The organism is Variovorax sp. Root434 (genome assembly GCF_001426595.1).
Lineage (GTDB): Bacteria > Pseudomonadota > Gammaproteobacteria > Burkholderiales > Burkholderiaceae_C > Variovorax.
In genome coordinates, this window is sequence record NZ_LMEK01000001.1 from 371644 (window position 1) to 397639 (window position 25996).

General features: G+C 65.7%; 26 protein-coding genes. 2 read left to right on the top strand and 24 right to left on the bottom strand.

The window, feature by feature from the left end; translation table 11 throughout:
- The first annotated feature begins 4 nt into the window (after nt 1-4).
- Nucleotides 5-871, top strand: a complete 867-nt coding sequence (locus ASD05_RS01730) for a hypothetical protein (protein ID WP_056586746.1) — start codon at nt 5-7, stop codon at nt 869-871.
- 18 nt (nt 872-889) lie between these two features.
- Here the strand turns inward: ASD05_RS01730 and ASD05_RS01735 are convergent, their stop codons facing one another.
- From ASD05_RS01735 to ASD05_RS01755, 5 genes are all read right to left on the bottom strand, one after another.
- Nucleotides 890-1576 (bottom strand): class I SAM-dependent methyltransferase, encoded by a 687-nt coding sequence (locus ASD05_RS01735; RefSeq protein ID WP_056586748.1) that lies wholly within the window; start codon nt 1574-1576, stop codon nt 890-892.
- A gap of 38 nt (nt 1577-1614) precedes the next feature.
- The gene (locus tag ASD05_RS01740) at nt 1615-2136 is read right to left on the bottom strand and encodes a M48 family metallopeptidase (protein ID WP_056586752.1); all 522 of its coding nucleotides are present in this window, start codon (nt 2134-2136) and stop codon (nt 1615-1617) included.
- On the bottom strand, nt 2133-3404 hold the full coding sequence (locus ASD05_RS01745) for an Hsp70 family protein (RefSeq protein ID WP_056587782.1): 1272 nt from the start codon (nt 3402-3404) through the stop codon (nt 2133-2135). Before ASD05_RS01745 ends, ASD05_RS01740 begins: the two co-directional genes overlap by 4 nt.
- A 2-nt stretch (nt 3405-3406) precedes the next feature.
- Complete coding sequence (lysS, locus tag ASD05_RS01750; RefSeq protein WP_056586755.1) at nt 3407-4969, bottom strand: lysine--tRNA ligase; 1563 nt, start codon at nt 4967-4969, stop codon at nt 3407-3409.
- A gap of 123 nt (nt 4970-5092) precedes the next feature.
- Nucleotides 5093-5737, bottom strand: a complete 645-nt coding sequence (locus tag ASD05_RS01755) for an LON peptidase substrate-binding domain-containing protein (protein WP_235507829.1) — start codon at nt 5735-5737, stop codon at nt 5093-5095.
- 49 nt (nt 5738-5786) lie between these two features.
- On the opposite strand from ASD05_RS01755, the gene ASD05_RS01760 reads away from it, so the two are divergent.
- On the top strand, nt 5787-6347 hold the full coding sequence (locus ASD05_RS01760; RefSeq protein ID WP_007830493.1) for a YggT family protein: 561 nt from the start codon (nt 5787-5789) through the stop codon (nt 6345-6347).
- 65 nt (nt 6348-6412) lie between these two features.
- Here ASD05_RS01760 and accD read toward each other — a convergent pair whose 3' ends face one another.
- The 19 genes from accD to ASD05_RS01855 all read right to left on the bottom strand — a co-directional run bounded on the left by accD (nt 6413) and on the right by ASD05_RS01855 (nt 25913).
- Nucleotides 6413-7285 (bottom strand): acetyl-CoA carboxylase, carboxyltransferase subunit beta, encoded by an 873-nt coding sequence (gene accD / locus ASD05_RS01765; protein WP_007830494.1) that lies wholly within the window; start codon nt 7283-7285, stop codon nt 6413-6415.
- 66 nt (nt 7286-7351) lie between these two features.
- The gene (gene trpA / locus ASD05_RS01770) at nt 7352-8197 is read right to left on the bottom strand and encodes a tryptophan synthase subunit alpha (protein ID WP_056586761.1); all 846 of its coding nucleotides are present in this window, start codon (nt 8195-8197) and stop codon (nt 7352-7354) included.
- Nucleotides 8197-9474 (bottom strand): tryptophan synthase subunit beta, encoded by a 1278-nt coding sequence (gene trpB, locus ASD05_RS01775; protein WP_056586764.1) that lies wholly within the window; start codon nt 9472-9474, stop codon nt 8197-8199. The genes trpA and trpB overlap by 1 nt, the downstream gene beginning before the upstream one ends.
- Before the next feature lie 47 nt (nt 9475-9521).
- Nucleotides 9522-10214 carry a phosphoribosylanthranilate isomerase gene (locus ASD05_RS01780; protein ID WP_056586766.1) on the bottom strand — a complete coding sequence of 231 codons (693 nt, stop codon included), beginning with the start codon at nt 10212-10214 and terminating at the stop codon, nt 9522-9524.
- The gene (gene truA / locus ASD05_RS01785; RefSeq protein WP_056586769.1) at nt 10211-11032 is read right to left on the bottom strand and encodes a tRNA pseudouridine(38-40) synthase TruA; all 822 of its coding nucleotides are present in this window, start codon (nt 11030-11032) and stop codon (nt 10211-10213) included. Before truA ends, ASD05_RS01780 begins: the two co-directional genes overlap by 4 nt.
- A 29-nt stretch (nt 11033-11061) precedes the next feature.
- The gene (locus ASD05_RS01790) at nt 11062-13890 is read right to left on the bottom strand and encodes a FimV/HubP family polar landmark protein (RefSeq protein ID WP_056586772.1); all 2829 of its coding nucleotides are present in this window, start codon (nt 13888-13890) and stop codon (nt 11062-11064) included.
- A gap of 169 nt (nt 13891-14059) precedes the next feature.
- Complete coding sequence (gene asd / locus ASD05_RS01795) at nt 14060-15202, bottom strand: aspartate-semialdehyde dehydrogenase (protein WP_056586775.1); 1143 nt, start codon at nt 15200-15202, stop codon at nt 14060-14062.
- Between the two features lie 88 nt (nt 15203-15290).
- Nucleotides 15291-16379 (bottom strand): 3-isopropylmalate dehydrogenase, encoded by a 1089-nt coding sequence (gene leuB / locus ASD05_RS01800; protein WP_056586778.1) that lies wholly within the window; start codon nt 16377-16379, stop codon nt 15291-15293.
- Between the two features lie 43 nt (nt 16380-16422).
- Nucleotides 16423-17073, bottom strand: coding sequence for a 3-isopropylmalate dehydratase small subunit (gene leuD / locus ASD05_RS01805; RefSeq protein ID WP_056586781.1), 651 nt, complete (start codon nt 17071-17073; stop codon nt 16423-16425).
- 16 nt (nt 17074-17089) lie between these two features.
- Nucleotides 17090-18511 (bottom strand): 3-isopropylmalate dehydratase large subunit, encoded by a 1422-nt coding sequence (gene leuC / locus ASD05_RS01810; RefSeq protein ID WP_007830503.1) that lies wholly within the window; start codon nt 18509-18511, stop codon nt 17090-17092.
- Nucleotides 18512-18556: 45 nt separating this feature from the next.
- On the bottom strand, nt 18557-19510 hold the full coding sequence (locus tag ASD05_RS01815) for a LysR substrate-binding domain-containing protein (RefSeq protein ID WP_056586785.1): 954 nt from the start codon (nt 19508-19510) through the stop codon (nt 18557-18559).
- Nucleotides 19511-19626: 116 nt separating this feature from the next.
- Nucleotides 19627-19767 (bottom strand): entericidin A/B family lipoprotein, encoded by a 141-nt coding sequence (locus ASD05_RS01820; protein WP_056586789.1) that lies wholly within the window; start codon nt 19765-19767, stop codon nt 19627-19629.
- Between the two features lie 121 nt (nt 19768-19888).
- Nucleotides 19889-21199 (bottom strand): citrate synthase, encoded by a 1311-nt coding sequence (gltA, locus tag ASD05_RS01825; RefSeq protein ID WP_056586793.1) that lies wholly within the window; start codon nt 21197-21199, stop codon nt 19889-19891.
- A gap of 24 nt (nt 21200-21223) precedes the next feature.
- A complete protein-coding gene (locus ASD05_RS01830; RefSeq protein ID WP_007830507.1) occupies nt 21224-21538 on the bottom strand; it encodes a succinate dehydrogenase assembly factor 2 in 315 nt (104 codons plus the stop codon).
- A 23-nt stretch (nt 21539-21561) separates the two neighbouring features.
- Nucleotides 21562-22263, bottom strand: a complete 702-nt coding sequence (locus ASD05_RS01835; protein WP_056510083.1) for a succinate dehydrogenase iron-sulfur subunit — start codon at nt 22261-22263, stop codon at nt 21562-21564.
- Nucleotides 22264-22279: 16 nt separating this feature from the next.
- A complete protein-coding gene (gene sdhA / locus ASD05_RS01840) occupies nt 22280-24088 on the bottom strand; it encodes a succinate dehydrogenase flavoprotein subunit (RefSeq protein ID WP_007830509.1) in 1809 nt (602 codons plus the stop codon).
- 7 nt (nt 24089-24095) lie between these two features.
- Complete coding sequence (sdhD, locus tag ASD05_RS01845) at nt 24096-24461, bottom strand: succinate dehydrogenase, hydrophobic membrane anchor protein (protein ID WP_007830510.1); 366 nt, start codon at nt 24459-24461, stop codon at nt 24096-24098.
- Nucleotides 24462-24474: 13 nt separating this feature from the next.
- Entirely contained in the window at nt 24475-24921 is a 447-nt protein-coding gene (gene sdhC, locus ASD05_RS01850; RefSeq protein WP_007830511.1) for a succinate dehydrogenase, cytochrome b556 subunit, read from the bottom strand.
- Between the two features lie 233 nt (nt 24922-25154).
- On the bottom strand, nt 25155-25913 hold the full coding sequence (locus ASD05_RS01855) for a GntR family transcriptional regulator (RefSeq protein WP_056586796.1): 759 nt from the start codon (nt 25911-25913) through the stop codon (nt 25155-25157).
- Between the last annotated feature and the right edge of the window lie 83 nt (nt 25914-25996).

Below are 25996 nucleotides of genomic sequence, written 5' to 3' on the forward strand. Positions count from 1 at the left end.
CGACATGACGATGGGCGTGCTGGTCTACATCGACAACAAACGGGAAATCATCGACGAGTTTTCATGGCTCTACAAAAGCATGATCTTCTCGAACCTGTTCTCGCGTGCAAGGATCATCGCCGTCTGCCATCCGGACGCCGTCGGCGCACTGCCTCAAGACGAGCGGATCGTCGTGATTCCGAGCGAGCCCTACGCGCAGCGCAATGCCGACTGGAACGGCTACGGCTACATCAATTCCGTGGCGAACCTGTGCGAGCCGGCCGTGATCGAGGAGTGCCGGAAGTACGACACCCTGCTGAAGACCGATTGCGATACCTTCGTCACGCCGGCGCTCACGAACTTCACGCCGACCGGCCTGTGCTTCGGCTTCGGCGCATACGCCTATGAAGAAGAGGTTCGCCGCAAGCTGTCCGAGTGCAGCCAGCGCTGGGGCTTCCCGCATTCCGGCCTGCACAACGTCGGCGCTTCGGTGCTCGGGCCGTCCGAGTTCGTCTGCAATTTCGTGGAGTCCCAACTCGACTACTGCAACAAGCTGCTCGACGAGGAGTTTCGCCACTTCCAGGGTACATGGCCGGGCTGGTGCAAGAACGTCGTCACGATGTACGCGGGCGAACTGGCCCTGCGTCGCACCTACCCCCAGCAATGTTCGCTGGGGCTGCTTGACCATCTGCCCTATGCGAGCCGCGCGCTGGGCAGCGACGTGCTGCACATCCATGCGTGGCACACCGACCAGTACTGGTCCAAGCACCAGTACCGCGCTGGCAACTATGCCGGCATGGCGCTCGACGAAATCGACCGGCGCACCTCGGGCGGCTACTGCCACTGGCTGGCCGTCGCCGACGTCGAGCAGGTCAGGGCCGCGGTGGACTGAGGAAGACGCGGGAAGTCTTCAGCGCCCGATGCGCGCCAGCGTCTCGCGCACATCGTCCAGCAGCCACAAACCCAGACTGCGGTCGGTCTGCGGAAACCGCGGGGAGCCTTCCAGCGAGGGATAGATGATCGCCTCGGTCACGTTGCCTTCGACGATCAGTCGCCGCGGCGGCGGCAGGTGATAGGGCGCCATCTCGAGGTTGATGGGGGTCCAGCCGCCCGTTTCGATGTCCCCGTTGCGCGGCAGCGTGCGATAGGTGAAGGTGGTGGTCAGCAGCCACTGCGAGCGGCTTTCGGCCAGCGCGTGCAGCGCCCGGAACACGTCCGCATGCGAGAAGTGGAAGAGGCAGTCGCGGCACAACACGAGGTCGACCTTGGGCAGGTCGCCCGAGAGCAGGTCGAGCTTGCCGAAGCGCCGGCCGCTGCGGCCGAAGCGCTCGTTGTTGCGCTGCACCAGTTCGTCGACGATGTCCGCGCCCAGGTAGTCGATGCCTTCGAGGTCGACATGCTGCATCCAGTTGAAATCGCCGCAGGGCATGTCGAGGAAGGTCTGCACGCGCAGCTCGCGCAACAGGGCCGGCAACTCGCGGATGATCTGCGCGGTGTTGCTGAGCTCGGAGCCCGCGCCCGACACGCTTTCCATCGAACCCCACGTGTTGGTGTTGAAGATGTTCGAGAAGATGGCTTCGGTCGGCGGGGTGGACATGAGTGCGGTCGATCCGTGGAAAAGGGAAAGGCGGGCGGTCACGGCGCCTTCGAGGCCGTCGACCAGAGCCGTTCGCCGCCGGTGTCCAGGTGGGTCAGGTAGAGCCGCAGGTCAAATTCGAGCTGATGGTAGTCGGGCTCCATGTGCGCGCATAGCGCGTAGAAGGCCTTGTCGTGATTCTTTTCCTTGGTATGTGCGAGTTCGTGCACAACGATCATCCGCAACCAAGCCAACGGCACGCCCTTGAACAGGCTCGCCACCCGGATTTCACGCTTTGCCTTGAGCTTTCCGCCCTGCACGCGCGAAACCGTGGTGTGTGTCCCGAGCGCGTTGCGGATCACGTGCAGCTTGTTGTCGAACATGACCTTCGACAGCGGTTCGGCCTTGCGCATGAATTCGCTCTTGAGGTCGCTCACGTAGTCGTAGAGCGCGCGGTCGGTCTGCACGCTGTGCATCCCGTCGGGATAGCGCTTGACGAGCATCGTGGCCAGCTTGTCCTCGGCCATCAGCTGGCGGACCTGATCCAGCAGGGGCGCCGGATAGCCCGCCAGGTATTTCATGCCCGGTACCCAGTGCGCGCCGCGCAGGCCAGCCCCGTAGCCACGCCGCCGAACAGGTCGCCCTCGACCAGATTCACGCCCGCGAAGCTCCTGCGCAGAGCGTGCTGGAACGGCCGAAGTGCGGAAGAGCCGCCGGTGAGGTAGATCGCGTCGAGGTCGCCGCTGCGCAGGCCCGCGCGCTTGACGCAGGCGTGCGCGCAGGCGATCACGTTCTCGAGCGAACCGGCCAACTGTTGAGCCATGTCGGCCGGCGTGAGCGAGGCCACCAGCCCGCGCTCGGCACAACCGAGGTCGATGGCAGTTTCGGCGTCGGTGATCGACGCATCGATCTTGGCCGCTTCCACCGCACTCGCGATGCGATGCCCGTGCCGTTCTTCGAGCACGGTCATCAGCCGGTCGTGCAGCCGCGTGTCGCTGTAGCTCGTGCGCAGGTCTTTCGCCTGGCGCACGGCCTTGGCGGCATAGAGCCAGTTGATCAGGTGCCAGGAGGAGAGTTCGAAGAACACCTTGCTCGGCACTTCGCGCCCCTGCGGGCCGTGGTGCCGGAAGCCGAACTGTGGCATCACGCGCTCCAGGTTCAGGCGCTGGTCGAAATCGGTGCCGCCGATGTGCACGCCGCTGGTGGCCAGCACGTCGTCGCTGCGGTCCTCGCGCGTCGCGCGCTCGGGTCCGACGCGCACCACGGTGAAGTCGGAGGTGCCGCCGCCGATGTCGACGATGAGCACGATGGACTCCTTGGCGATGCGCTGCTCGTAGTCGAACGCAGCTGCGATCGGCTCGAGCTGGAAGGCGATCTCGCGGAACCCCGCTGCGCGTGCCGCGTGGCGCAGGCTTTCCTCGGCACGCTCGTCGCGCTTCGGATCGTCGTCCACGAAGTGCACAGGCCGCCCGATCACCACGCGCTCGGGCACTTGGCCGAGTTCACGGCTGGCGCGCACGGCCAGCTCGCGCAGGAAGCGCGCAATGATGTCCTCGAAGCTCACGAGGCCGTCGTAAATGGCGGTCTTCTCCTGCATCAGAGCGCTGCCGAGCAGGCTCTTCAGAGAGCGCATCAGCCGGCCTTCGGTGCCCGCGAGGTACTGGCCGATGGCGTCGCGGCCGAAGTGCGTGGTTCGGTCTTCGGCGTTGAAGAAGATCGCGGTGGGTAGGGTGGTGGCCGCGCCTTCGATGGGCAGCAAGCGGGCCTCGCCGTGGACCCGGCAGGCCACGGCGGAGTTGGAGGTGCCGAAGTCGATGCCGATCGTCGGCAGCGACGACGGTAACTGCACGTTCAAGATTCCCTGCGCAGCGCCGGGAACAGAATCACATCGCGGATGCTCGGCGAATCCGTCAGCAGCATCATCAGCCGGTCGATGCCGATGCCGCAGCCGCCGGTAGGCGGCATGCCGTATTCGAGTGCGCGCACGAAGTCGTGGTCGTAGTACATGGCTTCGTCGTCGCCGCTGTCCTTGGCTGCGACCTGCGCGTTGAAACGTGCGGCCTGGTCTTCCGCATCGTTCAGCTCGCTGAAGCCGTTGCCGAATTCGCGGCCCGTGATGTAGAGCTCGAAGCGCTCGGTGACCTCGGGGCGCTCGTCGTTGGCGCGCGCCAGCGGCGAGATCTCGGTCGGGTGCTCCATGATGAAGGTCGGCTGCCAGAGCTTCTCTTCGACGGTTTCCTCGAAGTACATCACCTGCAGGCTGGCGAGGCTGCGCTGCGAGAGCTTGTCCTTCTCTTCGCTGAGGCCGATCTTGCGCAATGCATTGATCAGCCAGGCGCTGTCGTCCACACCGTCGCCGGCGTCGGTGTGCTTGAGGATCGCTTCGTGGATCGTCAGGCGTTCGAAGGGCTGCGTCAGATCGACGGCCTTGCCGCCGTACGTGAGCTGCTGCGTGCCCACGGCCTTGTCGGCGATGGTGCGGATCAGCGTCTCGGTGAAGTCCATCAGGTCGCGGTAGTTCCAGTAGGCCGCGTAGAACTCCATCATCGTGAACTCGGGGTTGTGCCGCACCGAGATGCCCTCGTTGCGGTAGCTCCGGTTGATTTCGAACACGCGCTCGAAGCCGCCGACGATCAGGCGCTTGAGGTAGAGCTCGGGCGCGATGCGCAGGAACATTTCCTGGTCGAGCGCGTTGTGGTGCGTCTTGAAAGGCTTGGCGTTCGCGCCGCCCGGAATCGGGTGGAGCATGGGCGTCTCGACTTCGAGGAAGTCATTGGCCACCATGAACTCGCGCAGCGCGCTCACTGCCTTGCTGCGCGCGGTGAAGCGCACACGGGCGGTTTCGTCGGTGATCAGGTCGACGTAGCGCTGGCGGTACTTCTGTTCCTGGTCGGCCATGCCGTGGAACTTGTCGGGCAGCGGGCGCAGGCTTTTGGTAAGCAGGCGCAGCTTCGTGACCTTGACCGACAACTCGCCGGTCTTGGTCTTCATCAGCGTGCCTTCGGCGCCCACGATGTCGCCGAGGTCCCAGCGCTTGAAATCGGCGTAGACGTCTTCGCCGACCGCGTCGCGCGTCACGTAGAGCTGGATGCGGCTCGTGGCGTCCTGCAGCGTTGCGAAGCTGGCCTTGCCCATCACGCGCTTGAGCATCATGCGGCCGGCCACGCTCACGGAAACGGCTTGCGCTTCGAGGGCCTCGGCCTCGGTGGCGCCATGTGCCTCGACGAGTGCCGCGGCGCGGTGGCCTGGCTTGAAGTCGTTCGGGAACGCGACACCCTTGCCCTCGGCCTGCGCTGTGCGCAGCAGCTTGAGCTTCTCGCGGCGTTCGGCGATGAGCTGGTTGTCGTCGACGGCTGGCGCAGAGGCGGGCGCGGCAGCGGGCGTGGGAATGGGAGGGGTCAGGTGATCGGACATGGGGAGCGGGTGAGGCGCAACGGGAGCGTGCGCGAGCCCGGCATTTTAGCCGATCGAATTCCGGCGAAGCCGCTGTGCAATGCCCGCCGATCCTGCGTAATGCGCTACGAAAAATATAGCGATCTATTGAGCAATGCCCGTACGTGCGAGCAGATCGCTGACCAGTTCGAGGCGCATCAGCGGGCTGTCGAGCTCCATCAGGCGCTGCTTCAGTTCGAGCTGCATCGGCACCAGTTCGCACCAGCGGTTCGCCACCCAGCCGCAATCGTCGAGCAGGTAGGGCATGCCGATGGGCAACCGTACCGATTCGCCCTGTTCGCGGCGCCGCTCCTCGAGCGTGTCGATCAGGCGTTGCAGTGCCGTGGCGGTGTGCTTCAGGTCGTCGGGAATTTCGAGCGCAACATCGTCGGCCACGGCCTCCACTTCGGCGACCCACAGACCGTGCTTCTGCAACTCGGTGCCGCGCACCCGGAAGCGTTGCGTGCCCACGCATTCGATCTGCAGCAGCCCGCTTTGCGGCGATTCGAACTCGCGAATCATCGCCAGCGTGCCGATGGCGGCGAAGCTCTCTTCATCGGCACCGGCCTTGCGCACTTCGCTGCCGCTGGTGAGGCTCACCACGCCGAAGGGCGCATCGGCCTTTCGGCATTTGCCGATCATGTCGAGATAGCGGACCTCGAAGATGCGCAATGGAAGAAGGCCGCCAGGAAACAGGACCGTACCGAGCGGGAACAATGGCAGTGAATGCAAAAGGGGTAGTGTCGTCATCGAAGAGCCTTGCGTGGCTATCATCGCATTCCGCTCACGGCTGCGCCTCATGCTCTATCAGATTCCCTCGTTCCTCCTCGACGTGATCGTCGGCCTGCTCGGCGGCGCCTGCCTGCTGCGCCTCTACATGCAGTACCACCGGGTGCCGTTCGGCAATCCGCTCGGGCGCTTCGTGTTCGCCATCACCGACTGGATCGTGCTGCCGCTGCGGCGCATCGTGCCGTCGGTGAAGCGCTGGGACCTGGCCAGCCTGATAGCGGCCTGGCTGCTGGTGTTGCTGAAGTTCCTGCTGCTGTGGCTGCTTGCCGGCAACCTGGGACGGATCGCGACCCTTCCACTGGTGTCGCTGGTCGGGCTGATGCAGCTGGCCGTCTCAGGCCTGACCGCACTGCTGGTGGTCTATGCGGTGCTGTCTTGGATTCCGGGCGCGTCGCCGATGCTGCTTGACCTGATCTCCCGGCTGGCCGAGCCGCTGGTGCGGCCCTTCAGGCGCTTCATCCCGCTGATCGGCGGCGTCGACCTCTCGCCGCTGGCGGCCATCGTGGTGCTGCAGGTGATCGCGATCGTGCTGGGCAACCTGCTGGTGTTTGCCTATCAACTGACGTTCTGAACCTCACAAGCAAAAGAGCCCGGGTGCATCGCACCCGGGCTCTTTTGCATCGGCTTGTTGTTCGATCAGCTGACCGCGTCGGCCGGCTGGCGCAGCAGCATGGCCAGCGAGCTGGCAATGGTCTTGCGCAGTTCGCGGCGGTCGCTGATGAAGTCGATGGCGCCCTTGGTCTGCAGGAACTCGGCGCGCTGGAAGCCTTCGGGCAGCGTCACGCGCACGGTCGACTCGATCACGCGCGGGCCGGCGAAGCCGATCAGCGCCTTGGGCTCGGCAATGACCACGTCGCCCACGAAGGCGAAGCCGGCCGAGACGCCGCCCATGGTGGGGTCGGTCAGCACGCTGATGTAGGGCAGGCCCTTCTTCGCGAGGCGCGTGAGCGCGGCGTTGGTCTTGGCCATCTGCATCAGCGATAGCAGGCCTTCCTGCATGCGCGCGCCGCCGGTGGCGGTGAAGCAGATGAAGGGCACCTTCTGCTCGATGGCGGTTTCGACGCCGCGCACGAAGCGCTCGCCGACCACGCTGCCCATGGAGCCGCCCATGAACTCGAACTCGAAGCAGGCCACGACCACGCTGATGCTGTGCACCGAGCCGCCCATGACGACCAGCGCGTCGGTCTCGCCGGTGTTCTCCAGCGCTTCCTTGAGCCGCTCGGGGTACTTGCGGCTGTCCTTGAATTTCAAGGCGTCGACCGGCAGCACCTCCTGGCCGACTTCGTAGCGGCCCTCGGCGTCGAGGAACGCGTCGAGCCGCGCGCGGGCGCCGATGCGGTGGTGGTGGCTGCAGCTGGGGCAGACGTTCTGGTTGTGCTCAAGGTCGGTCTTGTAGAGAACGGTCTCGCAGGCGGGGCACTTGATCCACAGGCCCTCGGGCACCTGGCGGCGCTCCGATGGGTCGGTTTGTGCGATCTTGGCGGGTAGCAGTTTTTCAAGCCAGCTCATAGGACTCCGAATTAGCTCCCCTCTCCCGCACGCGGAAGAGGGGCTGGGGGTGAGGGGCAGCAGTGATTATCGGCCAGCCGCATTTTTCGGGATAGCCGCCGGCAGCGCATCGAGCGCCTCGCGAATGCCGGCGAGGAATTCGCGCACCGCCGGCACGACCTTTTCGCGGGGCTGGTCTTCGATCAGCTGGATGATCTTCGTACCGATCACGACCGCATCGGCGGCCGAGCCGACCGCCTGCGCGGTGCGCGCATCGCGAATGCCGAAACCCACGCCGACCGGAATGCTCACGTGCTGGCGGATGCGCGGAATCATCTGCCCGACCGCCTCGGTGTCGAGGTGGCCGGCGCCGGTCACGCCCTTGAGCGACACGTAGTAGACATAGCCGCTGGCGATGCGTGCGACCTGCGCCATGCGCTCGTCGGTGCTCGTTGGCGCCAGCAGGAAGATCAGGTCGATGCCGGCCGCCTTCAGGTCCGCAGCGAAGGCTTCGCATTCCTCGGGCGGGTAGTCGACCACCAGCAGGCCGTCGACGCCGGCCGCGGCCGCATCGCGGATGAAGGCCTTCTTGCCGTGCACGAGGTCGTAGCGCTCGACCGGGTTGGCATAGCCCATCAGCACCACGGGCGTGGTCGCGTCCTTCTGGCGGAAGGCGGCGACGATGGCCAGCACCTGCTTCATGCCGATGCCCAATGCCAGCGCGGCCTCGCCGGCCTTCTGGATCACGGGGCCGTCGGCCATGGGGTCGGAGAAGGGCACGCCCAGCTCGATCACGTCGGCGCCGGCCTCGACCATGCCGTGCATCAGCTCGGGTGTGATGTCGGCGAACGGGAAGCCGGCGGTGACGTAGGGAATGAGCGCGCGGCGGCCGTCTTTTTTCAGTGCGTCGAAGGTGGTTGCAATGCGGCTCATCACTTGCCTCCCTTCACGCTCAGACCGCGCATCGAGGGGCGGTCATAGAAGTCGACGCCCGACAGGTCGGCCACGGTGCCGATGTCCTTGTCGCCGCGGCCCGAGAGGTTCACCAGGATCGACTGGTCGGGGCGCATGGTCTTCGCGAGCTTCATCGCGTGGGCCACGGCATGGCTGGATTCGAGCGCGGGAATGATGCCCTCCGTTCGGCACAAATAATGGAAGGCTTCGAGCGCCTCGGTGTCGGTGATGCCGACGTATTCGGCCCGGCCGATGTCGGCCAGGTACGCATGCTCGGGGCCCACACCGGGGTAGTCGAGGCCGGCGCTGATGCTGTGGGTCTCGGTGATCTGGCCGTCGTCGTTCTGCAGCAGGTAGGTGCGGTTGCCGTGCAGCACGCCCGGGCTGCCGCGCAGGATCGAGGCCGAGTGCTTGCCGCTGTCGAGCCCTTCGCCCGCCGCCTCGACGCCGATCAGGCGCGTGCCCGCGAACGGAATGTAGGGATGGAAGATGCCCATCGCATTGCTGCCGCCGCCCACGCAGGCGACCACCACATCGGGCTGTTTGCCCTCGGCCTCGCCGGTGATGCCGTCGGCCGCGAGCATGGCGGGCATCTGCTCGATGCACTCGGTGCCGATCACGCTCTGGAAGTCGCGCACCATGGTCGGGTAGGGGTGCGGACCGGCCACGGTGCCGATGATGTAGAAAGTGTTTTCGACGTTCGTGACCCAGTCGCGCATCGCCTCGTTGAGCGCGTCCTTCAGCGTCTTGCTGCCCGATTCGACGGGCACCACGGTCGCGCCGAGCAGGTTCATGCGGTAGACGTTCGGGCTCTGGCGCTTCACGTCCTGGCTGCCCATGTAGACCACGCATTCGAGGCCGTAGCGCGCGCAGATGGTGGCGGTGGCCACGCCGTGCTGGCCGGCGCCGGTTTCGGCGATCACGCGGGGCTTGCCCATGCGGCGCGCGAGCATCGCCTGGCCGATCACGTTGTTGATCTTGTGGGCGCCGGTGTGGTTGAGGTCTTCGCGCTTCAGGTAGATCTGCGCGCCGCCCATCTCGCGGCTGGTGCGCGCCGCGTGGTAGATCGGCGAGGGACGGCCGACGAAGTGCTTCAGCTCGTAGTGGAATTCGGCGAGGAACGCCGGATCGTCCTTGAACCTGGCGTACGCGTCGCGCAGTTCGTTGATCGCGTGGGTGAGCGTTTCGCTCGCGAAGGTGCCGCCGTAGTTGCCGAAATGGCCGGTGGCGTCGGGTTGCTGGTAGTTGCTTTGCATGATTTCCGATCGGTGGGCCGCAGCCCGACATCGATCGGCTGCGGCGGCTAACTGGAGAAGGACGCGTCGGCCGCCTTGACGGCTGCGACGAATTGCCGGATCTTTCCGGCGTCCTTGAGGCCCTTGTTCCCGGGACCGTCGATTTCGACGCCCGAACTCACATCAACGGACAGCGTCTTGCAGCGCGTCCGCAGGATGCGAATGCCATCGCTCACGTTTGCAGGTGTGAGCCCACCACTCAAGACGAGGTGAGCGTCGACGGCGGGTGGAAGAAGTGACCAATCGAATGCCTTGCCGCCACCGCCATAACCTTCGACATGGGCGTCGAGCAGGATGGCCTGGGCGTGGGAGTAATCGGACGCGTATTTTACGAGGTCGAAGCCGGCGCCGGCAGTCCCCAGTGGAATGCGGGCGGCGCGCATGTAGCGGAAGCGGCCTGGGCCGGTGGCTTCCTCGCACTGTTCGGGCGTTTCCTCGCCGTGGAACTGGGCGATGGCGCCCTTCACGTGAGCGAGTGCTGCTATGACTTCAGGAGCATCCTCGTTCACGAACAGCAGCACCGGCGTGATGAAAGGGGGCAGGCGCGAGGCGAGTTCGGCAGCGCGTTCGACCGTCACCGCGCGGGGGCTTTTCGCATAGAGCACGAAGCCGATGGCATCGGCACCCGCTTCGACCGCGGCATCCACATCGGCCTCACGTGTGAGGCCGCAGATCTTGATGCGGGTGCGGGGAGACGTCATGGAGGTCCATCATAAGGAGCGCCACCAGCCTGAAGCGTCGCTTCGGCCGGCAGACCCCACTTGGCATCGTACAACGGGCCCAGGAAGTACAGGCCGTCGGCAGAGAAGGTCGGCGCCGCCGCCTTGCGGCTGCGCGCCTCGAGCACCTCGGCGATCCATTCGGGCCGCTCGTCGCCGCGGCCGATGCGCACGAGGCATCCCATCAGGTTGCGGATCATGTGGTGCAGGAACGCATCGGCCTCGAACTCGAAATGCCAGCGGCAGCGTTCGCCTTCGCCAATCCGCGTGACTTGGATGCGGCGCAGGTTCTTCACGGGCGACTTGGCCTGGCAGGCCGAGGCGCGGAACGAACTGAAGTCGTGCGTGCCGATGAGCACGGCGGCGGCTTTGCGCATTGCATCGCCGTCGAGCGCATGCATCGACCAGCCGACCCGGCCCGAATCCAGGCTGGGCCGCACCGGCGACTGCGAGAGCACGTAGAGGTAGCGGCGTGCCAGCGCGCTGGCGCGGCAGTGGAATTCGTCGGGCACCGGGTGCGCCCACTGCACCGCGATGTCGTCGGGCAGGAAGCGGTTGGTGCCGCGCGTCCAGGAGAAGGGTTCGCGCTCGACATCGGTGTCGAAGTGCACCACTTGCATCAGCGCGTGCACGCCAGCGTCGGTGCGGCCGGCGCACAGCGTGCCGATCTTGCCGGAGGGCTGTGCGGCGAACTTCGTGAGGGCCGCTTCGAGCTTGTCCTGCACCGTGCGGCCCGAGCGCTGGCTTTGCCAGCCCTCGTACGCCTGGCCGTTGTACCGGATGCCGAGCGCCAGCCTCACGAATTCAGGGACGGTACAACAACAACCGCTCAGCGCAGTTCTGCGAGCAGCTGACGGGCTTGCGACTTGAGATCGCCGGCGCTTTCGGCTTCGACTTCCTCGACCAGCGAACGAGCGCCTTCGACGTCGCCGATGGCTTGCAGTTCGCGAGCCAGCGACAGCTTGACGGCGTGCGGGCTGTCGTCGCCTTCATCGTCATCGTGCGTGGCGGCTGCGGCGGGCTTCGCGGTTTCGGCAGGGCGGGCCGGCAGGCCTGCCAGCGCGCTCATGTCGAACTCGATGAAGCCCGAGTCGGCCGGCAGCGCATTGCGCAGCATGGCGGGGCGGGTGTTGTCTGCATCGCTCAGCGAACCGGGGAGCGTGTCGGGCGTCAGCGCGCCGGGGGCGGTGTCGAAATCGTTTTCGAGATCGACAGGCGTGGCGGCGTGGCCGTTCGACAGGGGGGCTGGGGGGCGCGCGGTTGTCGGGGCGGACGCGTAGATCGACTTCGGCAGGCTGGCGCTGACCGGTGCATGTTGCTGGGCCGGTGCGGGGGCGGGGGCCGGCGGTGTGGTCAGGTCGAGGTCGAAGTCCAGCGGTGCCACCGAGGGCACGAAGGCGGGCGGTGCAACGGCGACCGGCGGCGCAACGGGAGCAGGTGCTGCCGGCTTGGCGGCCGCGGCGAGGGCGCCCGCGAAGGCGGCCGTCTCGGCCGCGCTGGCGCCGCCGCTGCGGGGAGCGCCCGATTCGTACAGCGGGTTGCCCGGATCGAGATCCTTGCCCATGTCGACCACACGGTTCCAGTCGGAGCCGAGGCCACCCGTCAGCTTGTGCACTTCGGTGGCGAGGCCTTCGTAGGCACGCACGTCGCGGCGCTTGGCGTGGATTTCGAGCAGCTTGAGGTGGATGGCGGTGCGGTCCGGGTTCAGGCGCAGCGCTTCGCGCAGGATTTCCTCGGCCTGCAGGTCGCGGCCATAGGCCAGGTAGACGTCGGCTTCGGCCACGGGATCGACGTCGCCCGCGTCGAGCTGGCTCGGCGAGTACGACAGCGACGAAACGGTGGAGTCGCCGCGATGCTTGGTGTCGACCGATTCGCCGCCGCTGGCGCCGAAGAACGAGTCCTTCGGGATGCGGCTTTCGAGGAACACGCTCTCGCTCATTTCCTCGCGCCGGCGGCCCAGCACGCGGTACAGCAGGAAGCCGATCAGCAGCGCGATCAGCGCTCCGCCGGCCAGCATCAGCGGGTTGTCCAGCAGCTCTTCGAGGAAGGTGGGCTCCGGTGGGGGCGGCGGTGCCGGCTTCTTCACGGCCGGCTTGGGTGCCGTGGCGGCCACGGCGGCGCTTGCAGCCGGGGTTGCGGGAGCAGCAGCGGCTGCATCGGTTGCGGCTGCTGCCGGTGCGGCAGCGGCGGCCTCTGCCGTCGGGGCAGCAGCAGGTGCGGCAGGCGTTGCTTCGGGCGTGGGAGCGGCGGGGCTCGGTGCTGCCGTGGCTGCTGCAGGAACGGCAGGTGCGGCCGCGACGACAGGAGCGGGGGCCGGGGTCGGGGCTGGCGCCGGCGCAGCAACGGGGGCAGGGCTTGCCGCGACTGGAGGCGCGACCGTCGCGCTGGTGGCCGGTGTCGGAACCGGGATGCCCGGCTTCGCCGGTGCCGGTGCAGCCGCACCGGCGGCAGCAGGTGCCGACGAACCGGTGCCCGTTGCGGCCTTGAGCTTGTTCAGCTCGCTGATGTTCTTCGACAGTTCCGCGACGCGGTTGCTGCTGTCCTGCGCCTGGCGGCTCTGGGCGACCTTCTCGTCGGCGGCGCGGGAGGCCGCGCTGCCTTGCGAGATCGTGAGCTTGTCGGGCGTGCTGGCTGCTGCGTTGCGGTCTTCGACGTTGGCCTGCAGCTTGCCCGAGGCCTTGCGGCTCGCGGCCGCCACGTTCGAGGTCGGCGCGTTGTCGGCCAGCCGCTGGCGATAGGCGCCGAAGTCGCGGCTTTGTGCCGTGACCGTGCGGCGTGCTTCGTCCGGCAGGATGGCGGCCGCCTCGGCGCCGCTCGGCAGATCGAGCACGGCACCGGCGCGCATGCGGTTGATGTTGCCGCCCGAGAACGCATCCGGATTGGCGAGCAGCAACGCCACCAGCATCTGGTCCAGGGACACGTCGGCAGGCTTGTGGGCGGCCGCGATCTTGCTGGCGGTGTCGCCGCGCTGCACCGTAACCTGTTCGCCGCCATTGCTGCGAGCAGGTGCGGCCGCAGTGACCGGCGCGGGCGCTGCGGCGGCCGGCGCCGGCGCAGGCGCCACGGGTGTTGCCGATGGCGCCGCCACAGGGGTGCGCTCGCGGCGCGCACGGGCTGCCGGGGCAGCGCGTTCGGTCGGCGTGGCGATCTGGGGTGCGATGGGCGTGGCCGGCGCGCTGGTCGTTGGCTGGCGCATGGCCGGCGGATCGAGCAGCACGGTGTAGTCGCGCACGATCCGGCCGGAGGCGCCGTTGGCTTCGAGCAGCAGGTCGATGAACGGGTCGTTCAACGGGCGGTTGCCGCTCAGGCGCACCACGTACTGGCCGCCGGCGCGACGCTGCAGCGTCGCCTTGACGTCGCTCAGTGCCGAGTTGTACGGAACGCCCGCGTTTTTGAAGGCTTCGGCCGTGGCGATGTTGATCTTCAGACCGTCCGCCTCGTTGGCGGCGATTTCGGTCACGTCGATCTCGGCGCGCAACGGTTCGCCCAGGGCCGATTGCACCTTCAGCTGACCCAGCGCAAAAGCGCTGGCGTCGGTGCTGGCGATGCCCAGGGCTACGGCTGCCGCCGCGCCGAGGATGGAAAGCCGCCAGCCATTCGATGGCGGAAGCGGGCGAGCGGCCGATGGGCTGGCCGCAGGCAACAGATGTCTTGTCATGCTGATAGGGGGCGGCTCAGGCCCAGAATTTGTAAGAGGACGTTAGCACCATCACCGGGTACTGACAAGGCAGTGCGTGTGTTCTACCCAGTGCGCGCATACTTACGATCACATCTTCCGTTGCCAAAAGGCAACGGTTTGTGTTTCAAAAGGCCCTGAGCTGCCCGCATCAGGCTTCAAGCAGGATGCGCAGCATGCGGCGCAGGGGTTCGGCGGCGCCCCACAGCAGCTGGTCGCCGATGGTGAAGGCGCCGACGTACTCGGGGCCCATCGCCAGCTTGCGGATGCGGCCGACCGGAATGTTCATGGTGCCCGTCACGGCCACCGGCGTCAGGTCCTTCACGGTGGCTTCGCGCGTGTTCGGCACCACGCTGGCCCACGGGTTGTCCGCGGCGATCATCGCTTCGATGTCGGCCAGGGGGACATCCTTCTTGAGCTTGAAGGTCAGGGCCTGGCTGTGGCAGCGCATCGCGCCGACGCGCACGCAGAAGCCATCGACCGGCACGGCGGCAGTGCCGAAGCCCGCACCCTGGCCGAGGATCTTGTTGGTTTCTGCACCGGCCTTCCACTCTTCCTTGGACATGCCGTCGCCCAGGTCCTTGTCGATCCAGGGGATCAGCGAGCCGCCCAGCGGCGCGCCGAAATTGGCCGTTTCGGCTGCGCTCAGGTTCTGCTGCTTGTGCAGCACCTTGCGGTCGATCTCGAGAATGGCCGACTTCGGGTCGTCCAGCAGCGCGCGCACTTCGGCGTTCAAGGTGCCGAACTGGGTCAGCAACTCGCGCATGTGCTGCGCACCGCCGCCAGAGGCTGCCTGGTAGGTCATGCTGGTCATCCACTCGACCAGGCCGGCCTTGTAGAGGGCACCAACGCCCATGAGCATGCAGCTCACGGTGCAGTTGCCGCCGATCCAGTTCTTGCCGCCGTTGGCGAGCGCGTTCTGGATCACCGGCAGGTTGACCGGGTCCAGCACGATGACCGCGTCGTCCTGCATGCGCAGGGTGGAGGCGGCGTCGATCCAGTGGCCGGCCCAGCCTGCGGCGCGCAGCTTGGGGAAGACCTCGCTGGTGTAGTCGCCGCCCTGGCAGGTGATGACGATGTCGCACTTCTTCAGTGCCTCGATGTCGTTCGCATCCTTCAGCGCGGTTTCGTTCTTGGCCATGGCCGGGGCCTTGCCACCGGCGTTGGAGGTCGAGAAGAAGACCGGCTCGATGAGGCCGAAGTCGCCTTCGGCCTGCATGCGGTCCATCAGGACCGAGCCGACCATGCCGCGCCAGCCAACGAGGCCGACCAGAGGTTGAGATGCGTTCGCCATTTCAGTTTGCCCTTATGAAAAAAGAAAAGTTGTCTTTTTTGCCCCCGACTCGTCGAGCCGGGGAGGGGCGTGACGAAGCGGGCTGCGGTTAGCCGGTAATCGTCTTTTTGGTGATTGCTGCAACGACCGCGTCGCCCATCTCGCGGGTGCCGACTTGCTTCGTGCCTTCCGACCAGATGTCGCCCGTGCGCAGCCCCGAAGCGAGCACGTCCTTGACTGCCGACTCGATACGGTCGGCAGCTTCGGGCTGGTTGAGTGAAAAGCGAAGCATCATGGCAGCAGACAGGATTGTAGCCAAAGGATTGGCAACCCCTTTGCCGGCAATGTCCGGCGCGCTGCCGTGGCTGGGCTCGTACAGGCCCTGGTTGCTCGAATTGAGCGATGCCGAGGGCAGCATGCCGATCGAGCCGGTCAGCATCGCGGCCTCGTCCGAGAGGATGTCGCCGAACATGTTGCCGGTGACGACCACGTCGAATTTCTTGGGCGCCTTCACGAGCTGCATGGCCGCGTTGTCGACGTACATATGGTCGAGCTCGACGTCCGGATAGTCCTTGTGCACCTCCGTGACGACGTCCTTCCAGAACTGGAAGGTCTCGAGCACATTGGCCTTGTCCACGCTGGTCACGCGCTTGCTGCGTTTGCGAGCGGCCTCGAAGGCCACGCGGGCGATGCGCTCGATCTCGGGGCGCGAGTAGCGCATCGTGTCGAAGGCTTCCTCGGCGCCCGGGAAGTGGCCGTCGACCGCGGTGCGGCGGCCGCGCGGCTGGCCGAAGTAGATGTCGCCGGTCAGTTCGCGAATGATCAGGATGTCCAGGCCCGCGATCAGCTCGGGCTTCAGGCTCGAGGCGCCCACCAGCTGCTCGTAGCAGATGGCCGGGCGGAAGTTGGCGAACAGCCCCAGGTTCTTGCGCAGGCCCAGGATGGCCTGCTCGGGGCGCAGCGGGCGGTCGAGCTTGTCGTACTTCCAGTCGCCGACCGCGCCGAACAGCACCGCGTCGGATTCCTTTGCCAGCTTGAGCGTCGATTCGGGCAGGGGATGGCCGTGGGCCTCGTAGGCGGCACCGCCGACCAGCGCCGACTCCATCTCGAACTTCAGGTCGAGGACTTCGAGCACCCTGACGGCTTCCGCCACGATTTCGGTGCCGATGCCGTCACCGGGGAGAACTGCGATTTTCATAAGTTGGTCCGAGGTTTTTTCTTGGAAACGGAAATGCGGTCGATCACGAGATCATCGTGTGCGCCAGCCAAGGCTTCGATGCCAGGCGCTCGGCCTCGAAGGCCTTGATCTTGTCCTTGTGGCGCAGCGTCAGGCCGATGTCGTCCAGCCCGTTGATCAGGCAGTACTTGCGGAAGGCCTGCACGTCGAACGCAAACTCCTGGCCGTCGGGCTTCACGACCACCTGGCGCTCCAGGTCGATGGTCAGCGTGTAGCCCGGAAAGGCAAAGGTCTCGTCGAACAGCTGGGCCACCTGCGCTTCGGGCAGCACGATCGGCAGCAGGCCGTTCTTGAAGCTGTTGTTGAAGAAGATGTCGGCGTAGCTCGGCGCGATGATCGCGCGAAAGCCGAACTGGTCGAGCGCCCACGGCGCATGTTCGCGCGACGAGCCGCAGCCGAAGTTCTTGCGCGTCAGCAGCACCGAGGCGCCGGCGTAGCGCGGCTGGTTCAGCACGAAGTCGGGGTTCGGCTTGCGACTGGCCGGGTCCTGGCCCGGAAAGCCAGCGTCCAGGTAGCGCCATTCGTCGAACAGGTTCACGCCGAAGCCGGTCTTCTTGATCGACTTGAGGAACTGCTTCGGAATGATCGCGTCGGTGTCGACGTTCTCGCGGTCCATCGGGGCTACGAGGCCCTTGTGCACGGTGAATTTCTGCATGTGAATCTCTCTGGGTTCAGGCGAACGTACGGACGTCGACGAAGTGGCCGTGCACCGCGGCGGCGGCGGCCATGGCCGGGCTCACAAGGTGGGTGCGGCCACCGGCGCCCTGGCGGCCTTCGAAGTTGCGGTTGCTGGTGGATGCGCAGCGCTCACCGGGTTCCAGGCGGTCGGCGTTCATTGCCAGGCACATGGAGCAGCCGGGCTCGCGCCATTCGAAGCCCGCCGCCTTGAAGATCAGGTCGAGGCCTTCGCGCTCGGCTTGTTCCTTCACCACGCCCGAGCCGGGCACGACCAGCGCGAGCTTCACGTTCTTGGCGACCTTCTGGCCCAGCTTCTTCACCACGGCAGCGGCTTCGCGCATGTCCTCGATGCGGCTGTTGGTGCAAGAGCCGATGAACACCTTGTCGATGAAGATGTCGTTCATCGCCTTGTTCGGCTCCAGCCCCATGTAGACGAGTGCGCGCTCGATGGCGCTGCGCTTGCTGGCGTCTTTTTCCTTGTCGGGATCGGGCACACGGCCGTTGATGTCGACCACCATCTCGGGCGAGGTGCCCCAGGTCACCTGGGGCTGGATCTGCGTGGCGTCGAGTTCGACCACGGCATCGAACTTCGCTCCCGGGTCGGACTGCAGCGTGCGCCAGTAGGCCACGGCCTGGTCCCATTCAACACCGGTGGGCGCGAGCGGACGGCCCTTCACGTAGGCGATGGTCTTCTCGTCGACCGCCACCAGCCCGGCGCGCGCGCCGGCCTCGATGGCCATGTTGCAGACCGTCATGCGGCCCTCCATGCTCAGGTCACGAATGGCCGAGCCCGCGAATTCGATGGTGTAGCCCGTGCCGCCGGCCGTGCCGATCTTGCCGATGATGGCCAGCACGATGTCCTTGGCCGTGCAGCCCAAAGGCAGCTTGCCCTCGACCTTCACGAGCATGTTCTTTGCCTTCTTGCCCAGCAGCGTCTGCGTGGCCATGACGTGCTCGACCTCGCTGGTGCCGATGCCGTGCGCCAGCGCGCCGAACGCGCCGTGCGTAGAGGTGTGCGAGTCACCGCACACCACCGTCATGCCCGGCAGCGTCGCGCCCGATTCAGGGCCGATCACGTGCACGATGCCCTGACGCTTGCTCAGGAACGGGAAGAACGCCGCCGCGCCGAACTCGGCGATGTTGTGGTCGAGCGTGGTGACCTGTTCCTTGCTGGTCGGGTCGGCAATGCCTTCGTAGCCGCGCTCCCAGCCGGTGGTCGGCGTGTTGTGGTCGGCCGTGGCCACGACCGAGCTGATGCGCCACAGCTTGCGGCCGGCCTCGCGCAGGCCTTCGAAGGCCTGCGGGCTGGTCACTTCGTGCACCAGGTGGCGGTCGATGTAGAGGATCGCGGTGCCGTCTTCCTCGGTATGGACGACGTGTTCGTCCCAGATCTTGTCGTAGAGCGTGCGTGCCATGTCGGTCTCTTCTGTCTTTCGTGGGGAGGTGAATTGTCTTGTGTTCTATGCGGCGAGAGGCTCGGCGGCATCGGCGGCGGCCGCCGACGTGCGCAGATGGTTGACCAATGTGCGCGCGGCCACCGGCAAGGTGGAGAAGTCGCGTGCCACCAGTCGGATCTCGCGCCTGGACCAGGCGTCGTTCAGCGCCACGCTGCGCAGGCGGCTGCCGATGCCTGCCTGCAGCAGCTCGAATGCGCGCTGCGGCATCACGCCGATGCCCAGCCCGTTGTCGATCATGCGGCACATGGCGTCGAGCCCGGTCACGTGGATGCGCAGCTTGACGCTGCGACCCGCCTCCAGCGCGGCCTGGTGCATGGCCACGTAGATCGAACTGTTGGTGTGCAGGCCGACATGGTCGAAGTCCAGCGAGGCGGAGAAATCGATCGGCTCCTGCGTGGCCAGCGGGTGCCCGGCCGGCACGATCAGCACGAGCCGGTCGTGGCGATAGGGAAGTGTCTGCAACTCGTTGGTGCCGTCGGGAATGTGGCAAATGCCGAGGTCGGCGGCGCCTTCCTGGATCGCGCGCACCACTTCGTTGCTCAGATGCTCTTCGAGGTCGATCTTGATCGCGTCGTGCTCGCGCGTGAAGGCGCCGAGATCCTCGGGCAGGAACTGCACGATGGCCGAGATGTTGGCGTGCACCCGGACATGGCCGCGCACGCCCTCGGCGTATTCGCTGAGTTCGCCCTGCATTTTCTCGAGGCTGTAGAGCACCGAGCGCGCATGGTGCAGCAGGCTCTCGCCCGCGGGGGAAAGATCCACGCCGCGCGCGTGGCGGTAGAGCAGGGTGGTGCCCAGGGTGGCTTCCAGGTCCGAAAGCCGCTTGCTGATGGCCGAAGCGGCAATGAATTCGCGTTCCGCCGCGCGCCCGATGCTGCCCAGTTCGCAAACGGCCACGAACAGCTGCAGCGACGTAAGGTCGATGCGCCGGGCGAAGTTGCGTTCGGAAGAGGTCATACGGGTCTTGGCATCTCATATGGAGATGGAAGCCCGTATTTTCCCCTTGTTTTCAGGTCTTGGTCATCGCCATGCGCGATGGCATTGCTGTCGTCGCGCGATGAGCGAAGGGGGCGTCACTGACGCTTCTTGGCCGAATCCTCCATCTTTTCCCCTGCCTTCTGGACGTCCTGGCCGGCTCCTCTCCAGGTGTTGCAACCCGACAGTGGCACGGCAAGAGTAAATGCGACCGCGAACAATGCGACGAGAGACTTCATGATGAAACTCCTTCGACTAGGTGCGTTGCAGGCTATCGCCGATTCCCGAGCGTCGCATGTCAGCCAAGACGCAAAAAAGCTGCCCGAGGGCAGCTTTCCGTATTGAGCGCGGGCAGCGCGATCAGCGCTTGCCGATGGGCTGCACGTCGCGCTTGGGCGAGCCTTCGAACAGCTGGCGCGGGCGGCCGATCTTGTACTCGGGGTCGCCGATCATTTCGTTCAGCTGGGCGATCCAGCCGACCGTGCGGGCCAGTGCGAAGATCGCGGTGAACAGCGGCACCGGGATGCCGATGGCGCGCTGCACGATGCCCGAGTAGAAGTCGACGTTCGGGTAGAGCTTGCGCGACACGAAGTACTCGTCTTCCAGTGCGATCTTCTCGAGTTCCTTGGCCAGCTTGAACAGCGGGTCCTGCTCCAGGCCGAGTTCGGTCAGCACTTCGTTGCAGGTTTCCTGCATCAGCTTGGCGCGCGGGTCGTAGTTCTTGTACACGCGGTGGCCGAAGCCCATCAGCTTGACGTTCGAGTTCTTGTCCTTGACCTTCTTGATGAACTCGCCGATCTTCTCCACGCCACCTTCCTTCTGGATGTCATAGAGCATGTTGAGCGCCGCTTCGTTGGCGCCGCCGTGGGCCGGGCCCCAGAGGCAGGCCACGCCGGCTGCGATGGCCGCGAAGGGGTTGGTACCCGACGAGCCGCACAGGCGCACGGTCGAAGTCGAGGCGTTCTGCTCGTGGTCTGCGTGCAGGATGAAGATGCGGTCGAGCGCACGCTCGAGCACCGGGTTCACCTTGTACTCCTCGCACGGCGTGGCGAACATCATGTGCAGGAAGTTGCCCGCATAGCTCAGGTCGTTCTTCGGGTACATGTAGGGCTGGCCGACGGTGTACTTGTAGGCCATGGCCACGAGCGTGGGCATCTTCGCGATCAGGCGGATCGCGGCGATCTCGCGGTGCTCGGGATTGTTGATGTCCGTGCTGTCGTGATAGAAGGCCGACAGCGCACCCACGAGGCCGGTCATGATGGCCATCGGGTGCGCATCGCGGCGGAAGCCGCGCAGGAAGAACTGCATCTGCTCGTTCACCATCGTGTGATTGGTCACGACCTTGGTGAAATTGGCCTTCTTGGCGGCGTCCGGCAGCTCGCCGTACAGCAGCAGGTGGCAGGTCTCGAGGAAGTCGCAGTTGGTCGCGAGCTGCTCGATGGGGTAGCCGCGGTACAGCAGTTCGCCCTTGTCGCCGTCGATGTACGTGATGGCCGATTGGCAAGCCGCCGTTGACATGAAGCCCGGGTCGTACGTGAACATGCCCGTCTGCGCATACAGCTTGCGGATGTCGATCACGTCAGGGCCCACGGTGCCCTTGTAGATCGGCAGATCGACGCTGTCGCCGCCGTTGCTGAACGACAGCGTGGCCTTGGTATCGGATGCTTTCATTTCGGTTTACTTTCAGAGGTGGATTCAGGACGAAGGAGAGATGGCGGGACGCTGTGCGCCGTCGGTTCGCATCAGCTGCAGCAATGCGACCACCTCGGCCCCGGCCCATTCGGGCTCGGGCTCCTTTCTGCGCAGAAGGAGGTCGAGGAGATCATTGTCCGACAGGTCCATCAATGTCTCCATCGCTCCCGCCTGACCCACGGTCATGCGGGATTCGTGCCGCTCGAAGAAGCGGGCGATGAACAGGTCGTTCTCGAGCAGTCCGCGCCGGCAGCGCCATTTCAGCTTGCTCAGGGCACGTTCGCTGAGCGGCTGATCGGAGTCGGCGGCGGTTTGCATGGTGACTTCTTGCAGGACGGGCGTCAGATGGCGCGGCGCACCATCAGTTCCTTGATCTTGCCGATGGCCTTGGTCGGGTTCAGGCTCTTCGGGCACACGTCCACGCAGTTCATGATCGTGTGGCAGCGGAACAGGCGGTACGGATCTTCCAGGTTGTCCAGGCGCTCGGCGGTGGCTTCGTCGCGGCTGTCGGCGATGAAACGGTAGGCCTGCAGCAGGCCGGCCGGGCCTACGAACTTGTCGGGGTTCCACCAGAAGCTCGGGCAGCTCGTGGAGCAGCTCGCGCACAGGATGCACTCGTACAGGCCGTTGAGCTCGTCGCGCTCCTCGGGCGACTGCAGGCGCTCCTTCTCGGGCGGCACGCTGTCGTTCTGGAGGTACGGCTTGATCGAGTTGTACTGCTTGAAGAACTGCGTCATGTCCACGATCAGGTCGCGGATGACGGGTAGGCCCGGCAGCGGCTTGAGCACGACCGTGCCCTTGAGCGTGTTCATGTTGGTCAGGCAGGCCAGACCGTTCTTGCCGTTGATGTTCATCGCGTCGGAACCGCAGACGCCTTCGCGGCACGAGCGGCGGAACGACAGCGTCGGGTCCTGCGCCTTGAGCTTCATCAGGGCGTCCAGCAGCATGCGCTCATGGCCGTCGAGTTCGATCTCGATCGTCTGCATGTAGGGCTTGGCGTCCTTGTCCGGGTCGTAGCGATAGATCTGGAATGTGCGCTTCATCGTGTGTTCCTAATTTTTAGAATGTCCGGACCTTCGGGGGCACCGATGCGACCGTCAGGGGCTGCAGCTTGACCGGCTTGTACGAGAGGCGGTTGTCCGCGCTGTACCAGAGCGTGTGCTTCATCCAGTTGGCGTCGTCGCGGCCGAGCGGCGCGACCGGATCGTCCGCCGGGCGTTCGTAGTCTTCCACGGTGTGGGCGCCGCGGCATTCCTTGCGGGCGGCGGCCGAGACCATCGTGGCCTGCGCCACTTCGATCAGGTTGTCGACTTCCAGCGCTTCGATGCGGGCGGTGTTGAACACCTTGGACTTGTCCTTCAGGCCGATGGCCTTGACGCGTTCGCGCACGGCGGCGATCTTGGTCACGCCTTCGTCCATCGAGGCCTGCTTGCGGAACACGGCTGCGTGCTGCTGCATGACGGCGCGGATCTCGCCGGCCACGTCCTGCGCGTATTCGCCGCCGGTGGTCGACTCGAGGCGGTTCAGGCGCTCCAGCGTGCGGTCGGCCGCATCCTTGGGCAGTTCCTTGTGTTCCTTGAGCTTGTCGTTGAACTCGACGATGTGGTTGCCGGCCGCGCGGCCGAACACCAGGAGGTCGAGCAGCGAGTTGGTGCCCAGGCGGTTCGCGCCGTGCACGCTCACGCAGGAGCATTCGCCCACGGCGTAGAGACCGTTCACCACGGCGCTGTTCTCTTCACCCTTCTGGATGACGACCTGGCCGTGGATGTTGGTCGGAATGCCGCCCATCTGGTAGTGGATGGTCGGCACCACGGGAATCGGTTCCTTCGTGATGTCGACGTTGGCGAAGTTGACGCCGATCTCGTACACCGAGGGCAGGCGCTTGTGGATGGTGTCTGCGCCCAGATGGTCGAGCTTGAGCAGCACGTAGTCCTTGTTGGGACCGCAGCCTCGGCCTTCCTTGATTTCCTGGTCCATCGAGCGCGAGACGAAGTCGCGCGGCGCCAGGTCCTTCAGCGTGGGCGCATAGCGCTCCATGAAGCGTTCGCCGTTGCTGTTCAGCAGGATCGCGCCTTCGCCGCGGCAGCCTTCGGTCAGCAGCACGCCCGCGCCGGCCACGCCGGTCGGGTGGAACTGCCAGAACTCCATGTCCTGCAGCGGAATGCCCGAGCGGGCCGCCATGCCGAGGCCGTCGCCGGTGTTGATGAAGGCGTTGGTCGAGGCCTGGAAGATGCGGCCTGCGCCGCCGGTGGCCAGCAGCACGGTCTTGGCCTGCAGGATGTGCAGGTCGCCGGTTTCCATTTCGAGCGCGGTCACGCCGACCACGTCGCCCTCGTCGTCACGGATGAGGTCCAGCGCCATCCATTCGACGAAGAACTGCGTGCGGGCTTCGACGTTCTTTTGATAGAGCGTGTGCAGCATCGCGTGGCCAGTGCGGTCGGCCGCGGCGCAGGCGCGCTGCACGGGCTTCTCGCCGTAGTTGGCCGTGTGGCCGCCGAACGGACGCTGGTAGATGGTGCCGTCGGGGTTGCGGTCGAACGGCATGCCGAAGTGTTCGAGCTCGTACACGACCTTCGGGGCTTCGCGGCACATGAACTCGATCGCGTCCTGGTCGCCGAGCCAGTCGGAGCCCTTGATCGTGTCGTAGAAGTGGTAGTGCCAGTTGTCCTCGCTCATGTTGCCGAGCGAGGCGCCGACGCCGCCCTGCGCAGCAACGGTGTGCGAACGCGTGGGGAACACCTTGGACAGCACGGCCACGTTGAGGCCGGCGCGTGCGAGTTGCAGCGAGGCGCGCATGCCGGAGCCGCCGGCGCCGACGATCACGACGTCGAACTTGCGCTTGGTGATTTTTTCTTTTGTGTAGGTCATGGTGGGGTCAGATCTTCCAAAGCACTTGAATGGCCCAACCCGCACAACCGACAAGCCAGACGATGGTGAAAATTTGCAGGGCAAGGCGAATGCCGACGGGCTGGACGTAGTCCATCCACACGTCGCGCATGCCAACCCACACGTGATAGAGCAGGGCAGCGATCACGGAGAAGGTCAGCACCTTCATCCACTGCGCGGCGAAGATGCCGGCCCACAGGTCGTAGCCGATGGGGCCGCGCGAGAAGATCAGCTGTGCGAGCAGGATGATCGTGAAGAGCGCCATCAGGCCGCCCGTGATGCGTTGGCTGAGCCAGTCGCGCAAACCGTAATGAGCGCCGACGACGATGCGCTTGGAGCCGTAATTCACAGACATGGTTGGCTCCTTCTCAGTACAGGCCGAACAGCTTGGCGCCGAGCACCACGGTGAGCAGGATGCTCAGTGCCAGCGTGACGACGGCCGAGGTATGGCCGAACTCCTTGGTCACCGCGGCGTGGCTCACGTCCATCCAGAGATGGCGCAGGCCGGCGATGAAGTGATGCAGGTAGGCCCAGATCAGCGCGAGCGCGACGAGCTTGAAGAACCACCCCGGAGCGAAGCCGATGCCGACGTTGAAGGCGCTCTTGAATCTCGCGAACGAATAGTCAGATGACAGCGACGTGTCGAACATCCAGATGATGAACGGCAGCAGCAGGAACATCAGCACGCCGCTGACGCGGTGCAGGATCGACACGATGCCCGCCGGCGGCAGCCGATAGGTCGTGAGGTCCGTGAAGGCATTGATGTTGCGGAATTCGCGACGCGGTGGCCGGGGAGGGGTTGCAAGCTCTGTCATTGGGGGGATTGCTTTCGTGGCTTTGTGACTTGTTGGCTTGTTCTGAGAGCGAACGCTTTTGTTTCTTCTGCGGAAATGCAAACAACGCAAAATTCTATTGCAATGCACCATCGGGCAGCGGACGCGTGCGAGTCAGTGCACCGTTGCAGTCGGATGCTCTTGACTTCGCTGCGCTTCGCACGCGTTGTGTGCGCACGCTGGCGCACCGGTATCCGGCTTTCGTCTGCATCGGGTCAGCCCAGCTGGTTTCTGTAGTGGTGGGTGTCGGTGCGATAGAGCCCGCGGCGCAGTTCCATCGGCATGTCATGGTAGGTGTGCGCCACGCGCTCCACGCTCAGCAGGGGCATCTGCGGTGTCACGTCGAGCAGCGCGGCCTGTTCGGCATCGGGCAGCACGGCGCGGATCTTTTCTTCGGCACGCACCATGCGCACGCCGAACTCCGTCTCGAACAGCGCGTACATCGGGCCGGGCCACGCGCGCAGCCGCTCGGCGGTGAGTCCCTTGAAGGGTGTGCCGGGCAGCCAGAGGTCTTCGAGGATGGTCGGCACGCCGCCGTAGGCGAGCACGCGCCGCACCTGCAGCACCGCGTCGCCCGTGCGCAGGCCGAGGGCACGCGCCACGTCGGCCGATGCGCGCAGGCGCTTGCAGTCGACGATGGTGCGTACCGCGGGGCCTTCGGTGTTCGGGTCGCCCGCATCGGGCACGAGCTTGAGGAAGCGGTACTGCACATGCTGCTCGGCATGCGTGGCGACGAAGGTGCCCTTGCCCTGGCGGCGTACCACCAGATTTTCGGCCGAGAGTTCGTCGATGGCCTTGCGCACCGTGCCCTGGCTCACGCGAAAGCGCACTGCCAGTTCCATCTCGCTCGGGATGGGCTCGCCCGGCTTCCACTCGCCCGCCTGCAGGCTCTGCAGGATCAGGGTCTTGATCTGCTGGTAGAGCGGACTGAAGGACGGCGTCGGGGGCTCGTCGAGTGTGGTGGGCGTGTTCATGGCAGCGGTGGGGTGCGCCTTGGCGGACCCCAGGAGGATATCTTATATAAGACATAAGACGAGGCTCATTGAATCGGCTTAAA

Bases quoted from the DNA above. Each gene is read 5' to 3' on its own strand.
- ASD05_RS01755 (WP_235507829.1), bottom strand. From the start codon at position 5,737: ATGACGACACTACCCCTTTTGCATTCACTGCCATTGTTCCCGCTCGGT.
- leuC (WP_007830503.1), bottom strand. From the start codon at position 18,511: ATGGCACGCACGCTCTACGACAAGATCTGGGACGAACACGTCGTCCAT.
- ASD05_RS01735 (WP_056586748.1), bottom strand. From the start codon at position 1,576: ATGTCCACCCCGCCGACCGAAGCCATCTTCTCGAACATCTTCAACACC.
- accD (WP_007830494.1), bottom strand. From the start codon at position 7,285: ATGAGCTGGCTTGAAAAACTGCTACCCGCCAAGATCGCACAAACCGAC.
- ASD05_RS01790 (WP_056586772.1), bottom strand. From the start codon at position 13,890: ATGACAAGACATCTGTTGCCTGCGGCCAGCCCATCGGCCGCTCGCCCG.
- ASD05_RS01855 (WP_056586796.1), bottom strand. From the start codon at position 25,913: ATGAACACGCCCACCACACTCGACGAGCCCCCGACGCCGTCCTTCAGT.
- trpA (WP_056586761.1), bottom strand. From the start codon at position 8,197: ATGAGCCGCATTGCAACCACCTTCGACGCACTGAAAAAAGACGGCCGC.
- sdhC (WP_007830511.1), bottom strand. From the start codon at position 24,921: ATGACAGAGCTTGCAACCCCTCCCCGGCCACCGCGTCGCGAATTCCGC.
- sdhD (WP_007830510.1), bottom strand. From the start codon at position 24,461: ATGTCTGTGAATTACGGCTCCAAGCGCATCGTCGTCGGCGCTCATTAC.
- ASD05_RS01820 (WP_056586789.1), bottom strand. From the start codon at position 19,767: ATGAAGTCTCTCGTCGCATTGTTCGCGGTCGCATTTACTCTTGCCGTG.
- leuB (WP_056586778.1), bottom strand. From the start codon at position 16,379: ATGAAAATCGCAGTTCTCCCCGGTGACGGCATCGGCACCGAAATCGTG.
- trpB (WP_056586764.1), bottom strand. From the start codon at position 9,474: ATGCAAAGCAACTACCAGCAACCCGACGCCACCGGCCATTTCGGCAAC.
- ASD05_RS01740 (WP_056586752.1), bottom strand. From the start codon at position 2,136: ATGAAATACCTGGCGGGCTATCCGGCGCCCCTGCTGGATCAGGTCCGC.
- ASD05_RS01780 (WP_056586766.1), bottom strand. From the start codon at position 10,214: ATGACGTCTCCCCGCACCCGCATCAAGATCTGCGGCCTCACACGTGAG.
- lysS (WP_056586755.1), bottom strand. From the start codon at position 4,969: ATGTCCGATCACCTGACCCCTCCCATTCCCACGCCCGCTGCCGCGCCC.
- ASD05_RS01835 (WP_056510083.1), bottom strand. From the start codon at position 22,263: ATGAAGCGCACATTCCAGATCTATCGCTACGACCCGGACAAGGACGCC.
- gltA (WP_056586793.1), bottom strand. From the start codon at position 21,199: ATGAAAGCATCCGATACCAAGGCCACGCTGTCGTTCAGCAACGGCGGC.
- ASD05_RS01815 (WP_056586785.1), bottom strand. From the start codon at position 19,510: ATGACCTCTTCCGAACGCAACTTCGCCCGGCGCATCGACCTTACGTCG.
- ASD05_RS01830 (WP_007830507.1), bottom strand. From the start codon at position 21,538: ATGCAAACCGCCGCCGACTCCGATCAGCCGCTCAGCGAACGTGCCCTG.
- sdhA (WP_007830509.1), bottom strand. From the start codon at position 24,088: ATGACCTACACAAAAGAAAAAATCACCAAGCGCAAGTTCGACGTCGTG.
- asd (WP_056586775.1), bottom strand. From the start codon at position 15,202: ATGGCGAACGCATCTCAACCTCTGGTCGGCCTCGTTGGCTGGCGCGGC.
- ASD05_RS01760 (WP_007830493.1), top strand. From the start codon at position 5,787: ATGCTCTATCAGATTCCCTCGTTCCTCCTCGACGTGATCGTCGGCCTG.
- leuD (WP_056586781.1), bottom strand. From the start codon at position 17,073: ATGCAGAAATTCACCGTGCACAAGGGCCTCGTAGCCCCGATGGACCGC.
- ASD05_RS01730 (WP_056586746.1), top strand. From the start codon at position 5: ATGACGATGGGCGTGCTGGTCTACATCGACAACAAACGGGAAATCATC.